This is a genomic window from Saccharibacillus kuerlensis DSM 22868 (assembly GCF_000378145.1).
Lineage (GTDB): Bacteria > Bacillota > Bacilli > Paenibacillales > Paenibacillaceae > Saccharibacillus > Saccharibacillus kuerlensis.
On the sequence record NZ_KB899280.1, the window covers coordinates 36,408 to 53,821 of the forward strand.

10 protein-coding genes are annotated in these 17,414 nt (G+C 51.0%); 7 read left to right on the plus strand and 3 right to left on the minus strand.

What is annotated here, in order from left to right; translation table 11 throughout:
* Positions 1–52 precede the first annotated feature (52 nt).
* Positions 53–1,693, minus strand: coding sequence for a diguanylate cyclase domain-containing protein (locus F456_RS0106320; protein WP_018976163.1), 1,641 nt, complete (start codon positions 1,691–1,693; stop codon positions 53–55).
* Positions 1,694–2,091: 398 nt separating this feature from the next.
* Between F456_RS0106320 and F456_RS0106325 the strand changes: the two genes are divergently transcribed.
* From F456_RS0106325 to treR, 5 genes are all read left to right on the plus strand, one after another.
* A complete protein-coding gene (locus F456_RS0106325) occupies positions 2,092–3,933 on the plus strand; it encodes an assimilatory sulfite reductase (NADPH) flavoprotein subunit (protein WP_026293690.1) in 1,842 nt (613 codons plus the stop codon).
* Positions 3,934–3,995: 62 nt separating this feature from the next.
* Positions 3,996–5,729 carry an assimilatory sulfite reductase (NADPH) hemoprotein subunit gene (gene cysI / locus F456_RS0106330; RefSeq protein ID WP_018976165.1) on the plus strand — a complete coding sequence of 578 codons (1,734 nt, stop codon included), beginning with the start codon at positions 3,996–3,998 and terminating at the stop codon, positions 5,727–5,729.
* A 387-nt stretch (positions 5,730–6,116) separates the two neighbouring features.
* Positions 6,117–7,823, plus strand: coding sequence for an alpha,alpha-phosphotrehalase (treC, locus tag F456_RS0106340; protein ID WP_018976167.1), 1,707 nt, complete (start codon positions 6,117–6,119; stop codon positions 7,821–7,823).
* Between the two features lie 39 nt (positions 7,824–7,862).
* Positions 7,863–9,917 (plus strand): PTS system trehalose-specific EIIBC component, encoded by a 2,055-nt coding sequence (gene treP, locus F456_RS0106345; protein WP_018976168.1) that lies wholly within the window; start codon positions 7,863–7,865, stop codon positions 9,915–9,917.
* A gap of 154 nt (positions 9,918–10,071) precedes the next feature.
* On the plus strand, positions 10,072–10,797 hold the full coding sequence (treR, locus tag F456_RS0106350; protein ID WP_018976169.1) for a trehalose operon repressor: 726 nt from the start codon (positions 10,072–10,074) through the stop codon (positions 10,795–10,797).
* A 288-nt stretch (positions 10,798–11,085) separates the two neighbouring features.
* Here the strand turns inward: treR and F456_RS0106355 are convergent, their stop codons facing one another.
* Complete coding sequence (locus F456_RS0106355) at positions 11,086–11,973, minus strand: amidohydrolase family protein (RefSeq protein WP_018976170.1); 888 nt, start codon at positions 11,971–11,973, stop codon at positions 11,086–11,088.
* Positions 11,970–15,167 (minus strand): GNAT family N-acetyltransferase, encoded by a 3,198-nt coding sequence (locus tag F456_RS0106360; protein WP_018976171.1) that lies wholly within the window; start codon positions 15,165–15,167, stop codon positions 11,970–11,972. Before F456_RS0106360 ends, F456_RS0106355 begins: the two co-directional genes overlap by 4 nt.
* Positions 15,168–15,369: 202 nt before the next feature.
* On the opposite strand from F456_RS0106360, the gene F456_RS0106365 reads away from it, so the two are divergent.
* Positions 15,370–16,641, plus strand: a complete 1,272-nt coding sequence (locus F456_RS0106365) for a S1C family serine protease (RefSeq protein ID WP_018976172.1) — start codon at positions 15,370–15,372, stop codon at positions 16,639–16,641.
* 147 nt (positions 16,642–16,788) lie between these two features.
* Positions 16,789–17,268: a CBS domain-containing protein gene (locus F456_RS0106370; protein WP_018976173.1), complete on the plus strand. Its 480-nt coding sequence runs from the start codon at positions 16,789–16,791 to the stop codon at positions 17,266–17,268.
* Positions 17,269–17,414: the final 146 nt, after the last annotated feature.

The following is a 17,414-nucleotide window of genomic DNA, read 5'->3' on the forward strand; positions in this document are numbered from 1 at the left end:
TACGGGTTTTTTTGTACAACACTTGCCTGTCAGAGTACAGTTTCTTAGGCTCTCAATCTCCGGCAATATCTTGATCATGGAAAGTAACGCGGTTTTTGCCGGCCATCTTCGATAGGTAAAGGCATTTATCCGCTGTCTGGATCACTTCTGTAATGCTGTCTTCGTTTCGAGGGTAGAAGGCGACTCCAATGCTGCAGCCGATCGAGAGTTGATTCAAGCCGACAACAAACGGATTGTTCAGCAGTTTAAGCACTTCTGCAGATTGCTTTTCGGCTTCTTCTTGAGCACTGGAGAGCGGACTGCGTGCAATCAACAGAAACTCGTCACCACCGAGTCGTACTGTGATGCCTCCGGGAGGCGTTGTCTTTTGCAGGCGTCTCGCGACTTTTTTAAGCAGAATATCGCCTATCTGATGACCTAGTGTATCATTTATTTTTTTGAATCCGTCTAAGTCCAAATACATAAAGGACAGCGTCTCAGCATCCGGATCGAAACTTTCGACCGTTTCTTCCAAATAGCGTTCCAGAGCAAGCCTGTTTGGCAGTTCCGTCAGTTGGTCGCGTAAGGCTACGGTTTGCATCTGGCCAAGAGCGTTTTCCGTGCGCAGCAGGGAATCGAGCAGGCTGCGCAGCGAGAGCGATAGACTGTGAATGTCTTTGAATCCTTTGGTTTCGGGGATATTGGGTTCTCCGCCTTGACGAATACGATCGGCGGCCAAAGTCAGTTTGCGGATCGGTCGCGAGATGAATTCTGCAATGGCGAGACCGATTCCGGCGAAGAGCACGGCGGCGAGAAGTCCGGCCAGAATAAGATCGCGTTGAATTTGATCGACTGGAGCGTAAGCAACAGATTCGGGCTGTCGAACAAGTACCGTCCAGCCGAGTCCCGGATAATCAAGGTAGCCGTCGCCGTATGCATAACCGGTCAAGTAATTTTCTCCGTCTGGCCATTCTTCAAGTTCCCAGGAAGTTTTTCCAGTTCGAGCATGATCAATAATGTGAAGATCAAGACGCTTGCCTGTCCAGCCGTCTGGACCGAGAAGTACCGTATTGTCCTGCTTGCTGATGATGAACAAATCAAACTCGCTGCTCTGGTCCTCTTGAGGATACAGCAGAGTACGTTCTACTTCCTTGGCCCATTCCCAGCTGAGATGCGCCGCAAGTACGCCTACCGTTTCATCCGCATCGTTTTTGACCGCATAACTGATATCGACAAACTGGAGCGGTTCATTGCTGGGATTCGGCAGCAGTTTGGCAAGCAGCACCGCTTCGTGAACGTCTCCAATAAAGGTACCGTTAATGCCTTCCATAAACACAGGTCTTTCGGCAATGTTTTTTCCGACCAGAATCCCGTTTGTGCCAGCCAATACATCACCTTTGCTGTTCGTGAAGCCCAGCCAAGAAAACGATGGGAAATTGGATTGCAGTTGATTAAGCAAATTCTGAACAGCCCGTGCATCTGAGGCTTGTTTGAGCGGTTCAAGTTCTGTCAGCAGCTTGAGTTCGCCCGAACGCGACCACATGAAGTTGTCCAGTTTGTCTGACATCTGATGAGCGGTTCCGGCCAGCGAAGTTCCGATTTCTTCCTGAATCGCTTCGGTGGAGCGGGCGCTCATGAGAGAGCCGAGTGTTGCGGTAAGCAGGACAACAAAAGCAATGAAGATCAAAGCAAGAAAAGTTCGTATCTTAATCATTTAAAAACCTCCGTACAAAATCGTTCTATTTCCCATTCTTCTTATATCGCGCAAAATCTATACATAATGAATAGGTTTCGACTTTTTGTTATATTTTTCGACATTATTCGTTGAATATCTCACGGATGAATATCTTATAAAGAAAGGTAATGAGAAGTACAAACTTAATCAAAATCGGGTCATTTAGCGTTTGTTTCAAAGATTTGAAAGTCGTACATCTTTGTAAAAGAAGCTTTTGTTAACCAATTATCAGAAAATCTGATAAGTCTCATAAAAGGAAACGAATTGACCGCTTTTTGTGCATATGATAGGGTCAAGAGAGCAAAAATAAATCCTGATCGAATAAGTAGGAATTGAATTGGATCATTAACGAAATGATGCCGTGCGAGGTGGATATTTTGGAATTGAACGTAACGAACAGCCCATTTAATGAACAACAGGCGGAACTGCTGAATCGTCTGCTTCCTGCCTTGAACGAACATCAGCGAATTTGGTTGACCGGCTATCTGGCTGCTCAGTCTTCGGCTGCGGGTCTTACAGCAGCACCGGCTGCGCAAGCCGTGTCCGCCGAAAGTGTGGCAGCAGCGCCTCACGCGGTTCCTGCTGTGGCACCGCGTGAAACGACTATTTTGTTCGGCTCGCAGACGGGTAACGGAAGCGGACTGGCCAAGAAGCTTGCGAAACGTCTTCAAGAACAGCAGGTTAAGGTAGAAGTCATGTCCATGGCAGACTTCAAGCCTAACAATCTGAAGAAGCTCGAAGATCTGCTGATTATTGTCAGCACTCACGGAGAAGGCGAACCGCCGGATAATGCGATTGCCTTCCATGAATTTTTGCACAGCAAACGTGCGCCGAAGCTGGATCAGCTCCGCTACTCGGTATTGGCGCTCGGAGATACGTCTTACGAATTTTTCTGTCAGACAGGCAAAGATATGGATGCTCGCCTGCAAGAGCTGGGCGCTTCGCGTCTGGCCGATCGGGTCGACTGCGATGTCGACTTCGACGAACCAGCTGGCGAATGGATGAAGGCCGTTTCGGAAGCGCTCAGCGCTACTCCGGCTGCGGCAGCTTCGGCAGCCGATGCTGCGGCACCGCTTAGCGCGGATCCGGATTCCGAGTATTCGCGCACTAATCCTTTTCAAGCGGAAGTATTGGAGAACATCAATCTGAATGGACGAGGCTCCGCCCGAGAAACACGTCATCTGGAATTGTCACTCGAAGATTCCGGCCTTGTGTATGAACCGGGCGATAGTCTTGGTGTCTATCCGGAAAACCACCCGCGTCTCGTAGACGAAATCATTGAGGAGATGGGCTGGAATCCGGAAGAGATCGTACCGACAGGCAAGAATGCTTCTGCTTCACTGCGCGAAGCGCTGCATCGGTATTACGAGATTACGGTGCTGACCAAGCCGCTGCTGGAACAGGTGGCGAAGCTGAGCGGTAACGAAAAGCTGATCAAACTGACGGATCCCGCTGCTGCCAATGAACTTCGTGCTTATCTTGGCGAGAACGACCTTCTTGATCTGGTACGCGATTTCGAACTTAAAGGAATAGCTGCTGCCGAATTGACGGGTGTTCTGCGCAAGATTCCGGCAAGACTTTACTCGATCGCCAGCAGTCCGAAGGCGACGCCGGACGAAGTGCATTTGACGGTTCGTACTGTACGCTATGCCTGCGGAGGACGCGATCGTTACGGCGTCTGCTCCGTGCAGATGGCGGAGCGTTTGGAACCGGGTGACCGTGTTCCAGTATTCGTTCAGCACAATCCGAATTTTAAGCTGCCGGTCAATCCGGATACGCCGATCATTATGATCGGTCCAGGTACGGGTGTTGCACCATTCCGGTCGTTCATCGCGGAGCGCGAAGAGACGGATGCTCGCGGCAAGAGCTGGTTGTTCTTCGGTGATCAGCATTTCTCGACCGATTTCCTCTATCAGACGGAATGGCAGCGTTGGCTCAAAGATGGCGTACTGACGAAGATGGACGTTGCCTTCTCCCGCGATTCTGACGAGAAAGTATATGTCCAGCATCGTATGTTGGAGAACAGCAAAGAACTCTACGAATGGATCGATGGCGGCGCTGCGGTATATGTCTGCGGCGACGAGAAAAATATGGCGCATGATGTGCACACAACGCTGGAAACGATCATTGCACAGGGCGGAGGCTTAAGCCCCGAGCAGGCTTCCGAGTATCTGCTGCGGATGCAGCAGGAGAAGCGTTATCAGCGCGACGTGTACTAACACTTATTACAGACACCGAGATATTGAGACGGGCCGTTTGAACGGAAAGGAGAAGCTTGAACATGACGCAGGAAACAGAGTGGAAAAAGTATCCGCCGCACGACCGGCCGCATAGCGACGTGGAAGACATTAAACGAAACAGCAACTATCTCCGGGGAAGCCTGGTAGAGACGTTGAAAGACCCGCTGACCGGTTCGATCCCGGAAGACGACAATCGTCTGATGAAGCACCACGGCAGCTATATGCAGGATGATCGTGATCTTCGCAACGAACGCAGCAAGTCGAAGCTTGAGCCGGCTTACCAGTTCATGCTTCGTGTGCGCGCTTCAGGCGGCGTGGTAACGCCGGAGCAGTGGTTGATGATGGACCGCATTTCTCATAAATACGGTAACGATACAATCAGGCTGACAACGCGGCAGTCGTTCCAATTGCATGGCGTACTCAAATGGAATCTCAAAAATACGATCCGTGAAGTTAACGAAGCGCTGCTGAGCACGCTGGCAGCCTGCGGAGACGTCAACCGGAACGTAATGTGCAATCCGAATCCGTATCAGTCCGAAGTTCATACGGAAGTGTACGAATGGGCGGACAAGATCAGTCGGCATCTCGATCCGCATACGCGGGCTTACCATGAGATCTGGCTTGACGAGGAGAAAGTGGTGGACAGCCGGGACTTCGACACCCCGCAGGAGCCGATCTACGGACCGGTATATCTGCCGCGCAAATTCAAGATTGGTATCGCCGTTCCTCCGTCCAATGACGTCGACGTTTATTCCCAGGATCTAGGCTTTATTGCGATCGTCGAAAACGGAAAACTGGCCGGCTTCAACGTAACGGTCGGCGGAGGCATGGGAATGTCGCACGGCGATAACAAGACGTATCCGCAGCTCGGCAAATTGATCGGTTTCATCACACCCGAGCAGTCGATCGACCTGGCGGAGAAGATTGTGACGATTCAGCGCGATTACGGCGACCGTGCCGTGCGCAAGCATGCCCGCTTCAAGTACACGATCGATGACCGGGGCCTTGACTGGCTCGTGAATGAGCTGCACAGCCGTCTGGGTTGGGAACTGCAGCCGGCCCGCGAATACGGATTCGATCATAACGGCGACCGTTACGGTTGGATTAAGGGCAGCAACGGCAAATGGCACTATACGCTGTTTATCGAAAACGGACGGATCGCAGACTTTGACGGATATTCGCTGATGACGGGATTGCGTGAGATTGCCAAGGAACACGACGGCGATTTCCGTTTGACCGCCAACCAGAACCTGATTATCGGTAATGTTAGTCAGCAGAAGAAGCGTAAGATCGATCGACTGATCCAGCAGTACAATCTGACGGACGGTGCCCACTATTCGGCGCTGCGCCGCAGCTCGATGGCATGTGTAGCCCTGCCGACCTGCGGTCTGGCAATGGCTGAATCGGAACGCTATCTGCCAAGTCTTCTGGATAAGCTTGATCCGATGTTTGACGAAGCGGGTCTGCGTGAGAAGGAAATTGTAATTCGCATGACAGGCTGCCCTAACGGTTGCGCTCGTCCGATGTTGGCCGAAATTGCCTTTATCGGCAAAGGACCGGGCAAGTACAATATGTACCTGGGCGGCGCTCACGATGGTGCCAGACTCAACAAGCTGTACAAGGAAAATATCGGTGAAGAAGAAATTTTGGCTTCGCTTCGTCCGATTATCGACCGCTACGCGAAAGAACGTCTGGACGGCGAACATTTCGGCGACTTCACTGTACGTGCCGGGTATGTGGATGCTGTACACGACGGCCGTCAGTTCCACGCTTAAGTAAACGCAGGGCGGAACGGAGATTAACAAGCAATCACAGAGTGATTCTCGATAAAAGAGCAGGAGACGGTAATAACCGTTTCCTGTTCTTTTTTGTTTTTCCGACTTTTGGGTAACAAAGAAATAAAGGAGTCATTCAGCTCTGCTGCCGTTTTTAATGTTTTGACATCATACTTTTTGTAAGAATGTTTGAACATTTATTTTTGGCTGCCTGTTTGACTGCTGGGTTGTTTGGGGTATTAAAAAGAAGAGTTGACCGCATGTATATACAAGTATAGAATGGCGATGGAGACATACTTGTATATACAGAAAGGGTCGGTTAAACGATATTCCCGGAGCGCCGCGGTGCAGCCGGGAAAGCCGTTGAGCGCCCGCAGGAGGTTACCGATGACAAAGACAATTGCACAGATGACGGAATGGTGGCGGCGATCGGTCGTTTACCAGGTATATCCGCGCAGCTTCAATGATACGACAGGCAACGGAGTCGGCGATATTCGTGGCTTGACCGAAAAGCTCGATTATCTCAAGGATCTTGGCGTCGATATTGTCTGGCTGCAGCCCGTTTACAATTCCCCTCAAAATGACAATGGCTATGATGTATCCGATTACTGCTCAATTGATCCCATGTACGGAACGATGGACGATTTCGACGAACTAATGGATGAACTGCGGAAGCGGGATATGCATTTGATGCTCGATATCGTAGTCAACCATTCTTCCACGGAACATAAGTGGTTCAAGGAATCCCGCAAGTCGAAAGACAATCCGTATCGCGATTATTATATCTGGCGTGATCCGGCGCCGGATGGCGGTGTTCCGAACAACTGGCAGTCCAAGTTCGGCGGTTCCGCTTGGCAGTATGACGAGCTGACCGGTCAGTACTATCTGGCACTGTACGATAAGACACAGGCCGATCTGAATTGGGAAAATGAGAAGGTACGTCAGGAAGCAGCGGATCTGATGCGCTTTTGGGCAGACAAAGGCGTCGACGGATTTCGAATGGACGTAATCAATCTGATCTCCAAAGATCAGAATTTCCCGAATGATGACGGTACCATCATGACTGGCGACGGTCGCAGGTATTACACCGACGGCCCCCGTGTTCATGAGTACATCAAGGAGCTGTACGAGCGGGTATACGGTCCGTACGATCTGGTCACTGTCGGAGAGATGTCATCGACCACCTTACAGCATTGCATCCGGTATTCTAATCCTGAAGAGCGGGAGTTCTCCATGACATTCAACTTCCACCATCTCAAGGTTGACTATCCGCAGGGCAAAAAGTGGGAATTGATGCCGTACGACTTCGAAGCGCTGAAAGGGCTGCTGTCTTCCTGGCAGATCGGAATGCATGAGGGGGGCGGTTGGAACGCGCTGTTCTGGAACAATCATGACCAACCTCGCGCACTTTCCCGTTTTGCCGACGACGGACGCTGTAGAGTGGCAAGCGCCAAGATGCTGGCAACAACACTGCATGGGCTTCAGGGAACGCCATACGTCTTCCAGGGCGAGGAGATCGGCATGCCGAACCCGAAATGGCACAATATTTCCGAGTTCCGCGATATCGAATCCAAGAACATGTACCGAATTATGATCGAAATGGGCAAGGAACCGGAAGAAGCATTCGCGATTATCGCCAGTCGTTCGCGCGATAATGCCCGCACGCCGATGCAGTGGAATTACGGTCCGCAGGCCGGATTTACAGATGGGACGCCTTGGATCAAGGTGGACGAACGGTACCCCGAGATCAACGTTAAAATGCAGCGGACAGATCCCAATTCCGTGTTCAGTCATTACAAACGTCTGATTGCGCTGCGTAAGAGTGAGGACGTTCTTACCGACGGGCGTTATGTTCGTTTGGACGAGGAACATCCGCAGATCTACGCTTATGCGCGAATAAACGACCGCGATACGCTGATCGTTGTATCAAATTTCAGCAGCGAAGAAACGGAATTTTCATTACCGGAAGCTTATCGGCATCTAGGCTCTTCGCAAGCTGAACTGCTGGTCGGCAATATGAAATTTGTTCCGGAGTGGAGCTCGAATCTCAAGTTGGAGCCTTATGCATCATTCATGTGGATTATCCGGGGGTAATTCCCTCGGCATTTTATAAGAGTGAATGGAGATGAGAAGATGTCGGTAAGAAGAGAGGATGTCGAGAAGATTGTCGAAGCCATAGGCGGCAAAGACAATATCGAAGTCGCAACGCACTGTGTTACGCGTCTTCGCTTCTCACTTGTGGATGAGAGCAAGGTCGATAAGCAGGCGCTTGACGATAATGAATTGGCCAAAGGATACTTCTCCACTCAGGGTCAATTTCAAGTCATTATCGGACCAGGTATTGTCGATAAGGCTTATGAAGAATTGATAGCGATTACCGGCGGCCAGCGTGCTACAAAAGAAGACGTTAAATCGGCGGCGATCAAGCACAAGAGTCCCGTTCAGCAGGTCATCAAAACGTTGTCCGACATCTTTATTCCACTGCTCCCGGCGCTCGTTACGGCCGGTCTGCTGCTCGGGATCAACAACCTGCTGACGGGCAATGATATCTTCTTCGCAGGGCAATCACTGATTCAAGTGTATCCGCAGTGGGCGGATTTTGCAGCGATCGTCAATACGATTGCCAGTACCGCGTTCACATTCCTGCCGGCGCTGGTCGGCTGGTCAGCAGCCACTCGATTCGGCGGGAGTCCGCTGCTTGGCGTTATCTTGGGTCTGATTCTGGTTAACCCGGGACTGCTGAGCGCCTACGACTATGCAAACGCCGTTAACGAAGGTACAGTTCCAACTTGGAACTTGTTCGGTCTGCAGATCAATGCGGTCGGCTATCAAGGGCAGGTCCTTCCAATGCTGGCTGCAGCTTATGTATTGGTAATGATTGAAAAGTGGCTGAACCGTAAAGTGCCCGATTCGCTTAAGCTGCTGGTTGTTGCACCGGTAGCGCTTCTCGTCACCGGGTTCCTCGCTTTTGTCGTTATTGGTCCGGTCACCTTCGCTCTTGGCAACTGGCTTACAGCAGGTGTAGTATGGTTGTTCGCTACAGTGCCGTGGCTCGGTGGTTTGCTATACGGGGGACTGTATGCGCCGCTCGTTATTACAGGCATGCACCATACATTCTTGGCGGTCGACCTGCAGTTGATCAACTCGACAGGCGGCACTTTCCTTTGGCCGATGCTGGCACTCTCGAATATTGCGCAGGGCGCCGCGGCGCTGGCCATGATGTTCGTCATTCGTACCCAGAAGATGAAGAGCTTGTCGGGTACAACTTCCCTGACAGCATTCCTGGGTGTTACTGAACCGGCCGTATTTGGAGTTAATGTGCGTTACAAATATCCTCTGTTTATGGGGATGCTTGGTTCCGCGACTGCCGGCGTTCTGCTGACGATGAACAATGTACGTGCTTTTGCGGTCGGTGTCGGAGGTCTGCCAGGTTTCTTGGCGATCAATGTTGAAAAATGGACAATCTTCTTCATCGGTATGGGCATCTGTCTGGTTGTCCCATTTGTCGGTACGCTTCTCTACGGCAAGGTTGTGACCCGCAAACAGTCGGATTCTGGCGAAGCGGCCGAAGAAGATTTGGCGGAGCGCGATGTGAAAACGGTAGAAAACGCGAAAAGCCCAATCCCGAATACCGGAAATGCAGTAGTCTCGCATGCTTCCCGCAGCGGTTCGTCGGCTGGCGGAACAGCTGGCAGGGATGCTGTCAACGTTCTGGACGTTCTGGCTCCGATCCGCGGCAATGTAGTTCTTCTGGATAATGTGCCCGACCCGGCATTTGCAGAAAAGCAGATGGGCGAAGGTATCGCAATTGAGCCTTCGGAAGGCAAACTATTTGCACCGTTCGATGCAACGGTTGCCCATGTAATCGATAAGAGTAAGCACGCCGTTATTCTGGAACATTCCATGACAGGCGTTCAAATACTGGTGCACGTCGGGATCGATACCGTAGGCTTGAAGGGAGAAGGCTTCAAAGTCCATGTCGCAACCGGCGACCAAGTCAAGGAAGGGCAGCTGCTGTTGGAATTCGATATGGAGAAGATCAAAGCAGGCGGTTATCCGACCATCTCTCCAGTCATTATTCCGGCCGGACAGGATATTGTCGAGAGAGTGGAAGAAGTTCTAGGCAGCGCGGAAGCCGGAAAAACTCCGGTTCTGCGGGTGCATCTGAGCAGCGAGGGCGTAACATAAGACAACTCTAATTATGTTTTCGAATCTTTATCTACAGTTTGGCCTGACGGTCCGCTGTCCGGTTGTTTTCCGGAAGCGGGCCGCTGTTTTTTTACAGAATTGACCTTTTTGCATTTTGACAAAATACTCCGTAAAATGGGTCACGGTGATACGAATGAATAAAAACATTTTTTCGCAAATCTATAGTGATTATACGCAGCGTATCGAAACGGGACTGCTCAAGACGGGCATTAAGCTGCCTTCCGAAAATGAGATTGCGGAAGAGTACGCGACGTCGAGAGAGACGGTTCGCAAAGCGCTCCATTTGCTGTCGCAAAACGGATACATTCATAAGATCAGAGGCAAAGGCTCTTTCGTGCTCGACATGAACCGAATGGAATTCCCGTTATCCGGCCTCGTCAGCTTCAAAGAGCTGTCGGAACGTCTCGGCCGCACGGTTCAAACACTGGTTCACGAGACGGCTCTTGTGCCCAGTACGCAAAGTATAGCGCGTCAGCTTAAGATTGCCGAAGGGGAGCCGGTATGGAAAGTTGTCCGTGCACGTGAGATTGAAGGAGAAAAAGTCATCTTGGACAAGGACTACTTTCTGGCTTCCGTAATTCCTGTGCTGAATGAGGACACTGCCCGCGATTCGATTTATGCTTATCTGGAAGGCGAGCTTTCGCTGAAGATTGCGTATGCTAAAAAAGAAATTTCGGTAGAAAAAGTATCCGAGGAAGACCGGCGCCTGCTCGATTTGGCACGTGATACGCATATCGTAATTGTGCGTAATTATGTCTATTTGGAAGACACAACGCTGTTCCAATATACGGAATCACGCCATCGGCTGGACAAGTTTCAATTCGTGGACTTTGCGCGGAGAAATCCGGGTGAAGAATGAATTTATTACCGCTTGAATCGTGCTTGCCAAGTCACACAATGGATTCATTCGTGAGAAACTAAAGAATTAAATACGGCTTGCGAACTGAAGAGTGACAATAAAGTGCTACGGAAAAGTCTAGATCACCCGCTCGTTAGTCCTTTGTACGGCTGTATAGCACAGAGCCGGAGCTGGCAAAGAAAATGGAGAATAAAAAGACGTATACAAAAGATCCCGCTTAAAGCGGGATCTTTTGCATTCAACTACTTAAAATTCATTTATACGGGCAGCTCAAAGACGCTTGACTGTTCAGTTCGTTTCCAAAGCTCCAATCGCGTCTTTCAGCTTTGGAAACACATCCAGCGCGTTCTGATAGAACACATGATGCCAATAGTTTTCCGGAATCAGATGCTTAACGAAGCGGATATAGGAATCAATCGGAATCAGCGGCCAGTCAGTACCGAAAACGAGTCGGTCGTAGCGTTCGGAGAACACGATCGCGCGTTTGAAGTGGTCGACGTAAGTTTGTTCTTTCAACACACGGGTAATCTTGTCATCGTCTCCGACAAACCAGCCAGAGAGGTCGGCATACAGATTCGGGTTTTTCTCCAGCATAGCGGATGTATCCATGACCCACGGATCACCGAGATGGCAGATCATGAAGGTAATGTCGCGGTGGGCGAGCAGCGCTTCTTCCATCGACAGCGGATGTGAGTACTTCAACAGTCCCCGATCGGAATAAGTGAGTCCTCCGTGAACGACGATTGTCAGCTTGTACTTGGCGGCCAGCTCGTACACCGGATTGTAGATCGGATCATTAATCGCAAAATGATAATAGCCCGCATACAGCTTGATCCCGACCGTTTTCGGATGCTGGAGCGACCGCTCCAGCGCTTCGAGCTGTCCCGGCTCCTGCAGCGTATGCGGATTGATGCCTGCGCACTCGAAAACGTTGGCGGGCAGTGTATCCAGCGTACCTCCTCCAAGGTCGAGACCCATGGGATTGGCTGCGGCATTGTCAGGGAAACCGTCCGGCACTGTCTCGGTCACTCCCATACCGACTGCGGCGATTACACCGGCACGGCGAAACTCATCCGCCAGCCCTTCCGGTGTGTAGCTCAGGCGAGAGACTTCCTCGGCTGTCTGGTGGAAACTTTGAATTTCGGAATAGTGGATATGGGCATCGATAATTTTCATGACGGAAAATCCTCCTGTTCGAAACGGATGTGCTGCAGCGCAGTAAGTTCTTCGTCCTGCGGATCCAGGTCGGTCCATACATAGAAGTAAGGCCGGGTAAAGCTGCGCGAACCGTTCCTTCCGTCGAAGCGGTCGCTATAGAGAATACCGGCCAGCTCGTTGACGAGAACGCCGTACTGCTGCAGAGCGCTGTCGACTCCCGGAACGACCAGCATTTTTGGCTTGCGTTCGTCGGAACTTACACGCAGCACGCCCTCGAATTCAAGATCAATATCGTAGCGTGCAGTTTTGTAAACGACCGGATTTCCGCGTGAATCGCGAACTTCAAATCGTCCGTCGTGGAGGTCGGCCGAGCTGGAATAAAAAGCATGTTTCTGCATGACGGAATCCGCGATCGGAATACCTGAATGCTGTTCAATCATTGTCGTGTAAGCCATAACCGGAGAGCCTGCTCGGAGCAGGAAGTATTGGTGATAGCGTAGTCCTTTGAACATTTCGCTGCGGGTGATTTCGACGGTCAGACGAATACCCGACCATACTTTCCCGAAATTGTCTTTCAATTCGGCGAAATCGGCGGAGATTTCTTCTTCCATCAATGATCGCAGCGTCAATCCTGCCGGCGTACTTGTAATTCCGCCGAACCAAGGGTTCCAGAATGATTTTGGACCCGCTTGCGGGAACGAGCTGTGCAGCCATTCAAGGTCTTGATACCGAAGCGAGTACAGTGCGGGAGCAAATGCCGGTGCGACGCGCAGGGTCAGCTGATCGCTGGCGACCTGCCAGACATCAAGTCCTTCTACTGTCAGTTTTTCACTTTTGACGGCATCTGCTGCGTTTACATCTGCCGGAAATACCAGCTGACGACGTCTAAAAGCGAAAGCATCCATATCAAAATCAAAGGTGACGAGGTCGCTTTCCGGGCGGGACGCAAGTTTAATTGGGTTCGTCAGATGCCGAAGTTCCTGAGAGACATCGGCATGCAGCTCCGTCTGTGGAATCAAGCCGTATTCGCTGTGCAGACGAAGGGTTCCGTTTAAATTGACGTTTTTACGTTCGAGGAGTTTGACTTCGAAAGTATCCGGCAAAAACGGATTTCCATCGTTCAATACAGCGGATAAATGATCGGACAGCAGTGGCAGCCCATATTCCGCTTGCTCCGCTTCAGCCGGCGGCCATACAAGATGCGGCTCAAGCGATCCTTTTTTCAGTGCATAAGCTCGCAGACGACGCCAATCCTCGAATGTACCGACGAAGACGCTCAGTGGAACGGTGGATACCGATTCGCCGGCTTGAAGGGACCCGATCGATTGATCAAACGCATAGCGCCATCGATCGCGCTGCGGCTTCAGCTCCTGCGGCCAGACGATTCCGCATGCGGCAGACGGCCAGCGGAAAAACATCCAGTTTTCGGTGAACTTCTCGGGTTTCCAATAATCCCTATTGAGTGCATCGGCTCCCGAACCAAGGTCGACGAACGTGCCGTCGTAAGGCAGTACCGCATCACGAAGCGAAATCGGCAGCGACAGTTTGAGTTTGAGTTCTTCTGTCAGCGGATCACCTTCAGTGCGAAGTACCCGGTGGCTTAACCGAAGTCTGCCGTTTGATGCAAGTTCCGCAACCAGCGTCAGGCGGATACCGGAAGGTTCCTGCCAATCATAATCGGCTTCAAGCAGCAGGAAATCGCCAATCTGTTTGAACCGAACGTCAGAAGGTTTCTGTTCCACAAAGCGATCGCTGTAAGGCGGGCCGAGCTTCGGCAGACCAAATGAGAAAGGTGGATTTGATTGCCCGGCGATGCGTATACTCAGCTGATTGTCGGATTTCTTCAGCGAGACGATCGCCGGACCGCTGCCTATGATCCATTTGTGCGGCGTTTCTCCCCAGAATGTCCCGGAAGCGGAAGGGAAGAGAGCTTCCAGTTCGCCGGTAACGGAAAAGGATTCACCGCCGCATGTTACGGCTATATCTACGTTGGAAGCTGCAATTCCCGGCTGCTGCACGATAGCCTGAAGCGAAGCCGATACTTTCCCTCCGGCAGGCAGACTCAGGTGCAGCTTGGATGGTCTGAAAGAGACATTATCCGATTGAGGCAGTGTAACCTCAATTTCGCCATCTTCCGCAAAACGGCTTTCGAAACCGATCTGAATTTCGTTTTCCCGGCCTGTATACGATAAGCCTGCCGCGACGACAGAAGTCAGTTTGATTGGGAAGACAGGAGCGACCCCGGTCTTGAAAGAAGCGTGAAGCCCGTTGATCCGCAGCTCGGCTTCGACACCCGGGTGAGTACGCCACACGCTCGGTTCTTCGGCCGCTTGCGGCAGTTCGAACAACCCCTGTACTTCGCGCATGCTTCCGGCTTCGTTCAGATTCACAATTTCGTTCAGACCGAAATTGACGCCCCTGCCGTTCTTGCCCGTGATGCGGACTTCCAGCGGCGTACCGCTTTTGTTCACAATTCGATACGTAACCGGATAACTCCGTCCGAAAGGAAGTCGGTGTCCGGAGATTACACACTCGACCGAGTAATCTTCTGTTTCAATCTTGCGCAGACCACGTCCCGTACGTTCGAACTGCATAAGCAGCGATCGACCGTCTTTTTCCCAGCGGTAAGTATAGAAGTTGAATCCGTTCTCCTTCTCATCATCGGGACGCACCGACAGATCACGTCTGCCGTCTTCGTACCAGTCCGCCGTTTCAAAAAAAGGAGCGGCCGCTTCGGTATTCAGAACAGTTGGAATAAAGTTCATAAGATGTGTAGCGTCATCGCGTTTTTCCCAGAAAAAGCCGCATTTCTTATAAGCGGGGACGGCTTTGGTATTGCCTGCCCAGGTGTAGAGGTCCAGTCTTGGCCAGCCCATTTCGATCGTACGCTGTACAGCATGGAGCACGAGAGCTTTACCGACTTTGCGTCCATGGTAATCGGGACGTACATTCAGCAGCGGAATATAAAGGGCGCCTTCGTCTTCCTGATAGTAGGAAAAGCTGCAGAACCCGACGACCGTCTCGCCGTCCAGCGCGAGAAAGGTCTGGAGATCAGTACTTCGTTCTTGTCTTTTTAACGTGTCTTCTTCGGTATGTACATAAGCGTCGCCGCCCCAACTGTCTGCGCTTAGGTTCCACATCTCGGCAAGTGAAGCCGCGTAAGCGGGTTCGTATTCCACAATGCGGATGTCTGTCGTCTTGATTGCGTTCATGTTCTGCCTCCCTGTCTGGAAAAGCTTAATTTCAATTACATAATAAATATTATATAAGGAAACTGGATCAGATTCCATAAAAGACCGTTTTGGCCGCCAGGCAAAACTGTTGAAGCGTTTACCAGGCGGGAGTGCCGGGTATGAGAGAGTACGGAAGCTTAACTCCGAAACATCAAGAATCTCATAAGAGAGGGTGTGGCGAATGGAATACCGAAACGAAGGTCCTCCAAGCGGAGGCCCGCGGCGAAGAAGGGGCAGCACGGCAGGATATTTCCTGTCGAGTCTGATCGGGCTGCTGGTCGGAGCGCTGCTGGTGGCGCTGATTCTGCCGAGAATAGGATTGATGGAAAGCAGATTGGCCGCAGGAACGGAAAATGCACCGACTGCTCAAGAACAGTCTACGGCCCAGCCTGTTTTGAACACTGTGGATGAAGAACCGGATGCGGAGAACACCTCCTTGACACTTGCTGAAGGACTTGACGTTCCATCGGTGGTTGAACAGGTAGGAGGAGCCGCAGTCGGTATCACGAATATTCAGACCCGCCAGGGAAACGGTATGTTTGGTACGCCGCAAAATGAGGACGGTGTTCCCGTCGGAACCGGATCAGGGGTCATTTACAAAAAAGAAGGCGATCTTGCCTACATCGTAACAAACAATCACGTAGTGACAGGTTCCAATCAGCTTGAAATCACACTAGCTGATGGTACCGACGTAGAAGGGACGCTGGTCGGAACCGACATTTGGACCGATCTTGCGGTTGTCACGATGGATGCTTCCGAAGCGGATACCATTATCGAATTCGGCGATTCTTCGTCGCTTCGGTTGGGGCAGCCAGTTATCGCGATTGGTAACCCATTGGGCCTGGAATTTGCGGGTTCGGTTACAACCGGAGTCGTATCGGGTCTGGAACGTGTCGTTCCTGTCGACGTAAATGGAGATGCCACACCGGATTTCCAATCCGAAGCGATCCAGACGGATGCGGCTATTAATCCGGGCAACAGCGGCGGCGCGCTGCTCGACGCTTCGGGCAAATTGATCGGCATTAACTCCATGAAGATCAGTACGGAGACTGTCGAAGGCATCGGACTTGCGATTCCAATTGATACGGCTATTCCCATTATTGAGCAGCTTGAAGTTAATGGAGAAGTGCACCGGCCAACGCTGGGCGTGACGCTGGTGGATCTCAGCGCGATCCCTTCAGCCTATCATCAGTCCGAATTGGGACTGCCGGCGAGCGTAACCGCCGGAGCGATTGTCCAGCGTGTGCTTCCGAATTCGGCTGCCTCACAGGCGGGACTGCGCTCGCGGGACGTTATTACGGCAGTCGACGGACAACCTATCAATGGATCAAGTGAACTTCGACAGTATTTGTTTACGGAGAAAAAGGTTGGCGAGGAGCTGCAGCTGACCGTGTATCGTGGCAGTCAAGAGCGGCAAATCACGCTTTCGCTGACAGACAATCTGCAGGTTTGATGAAAAGCATCCGGGAAGAGAAATTTCTTTTCGGATGCTTTTTGTTGAAGGAAAGAAAGCGTTTACTATGATGAGCAGCAGGCGTAAAATGGAAGTATACCCGAAAGGGCTGTAATTTCATTCTATGAACAGGAAGAGGGGATAAGGATGAAGGTACGGGATTTTATGATTAAAGATGTACACACAGTGAGTCAGGATGCCCCCTTGTCCGAAGTGCTGGAACTTTTTGTGTCGAAGCGGATCAATGGAGCTCCGGTCGTCGATGCAAGCGGGAAACTTACGGGAATGATAAGCGACGGAGACATTCTGCGTTATATTAATCCACAGCGACAGACGGTTTACGACATGTTCAGTTATGTATTTATCAGCCAGCCCGAAGAGCTTGAGGAAGCCTTATCTTACAAAGTAGGTACGCCGGCCAAGAAGATTATGAAGAAAAACGTACAGTCTGCTTCCCCAAATCAGGATTTGGAAGAGGCGCTGAGAATGCTTGCCAAGCATCATTTCAAGAAGCTTCCCGTTGTCAATAATGAAAGGGAAGTGGTAGGTGTAATCAGCCGGGGCGATCTGCTTAAACAAATTGCGGGGCGCTTGAACAAACTGAATAATGAAACGGTCGGTATCTGATTTTGACTGATCCTCATACAACGAAGTCTGCTTGGTTTACAAGCAGGCTTTTTTTGTAGGTATATTATAGGTCCAAGTGCCTTAATTAATAATTAATTAGGATGTAAAATAATGATTTATACGAATTTTACATTAAATTGATGATT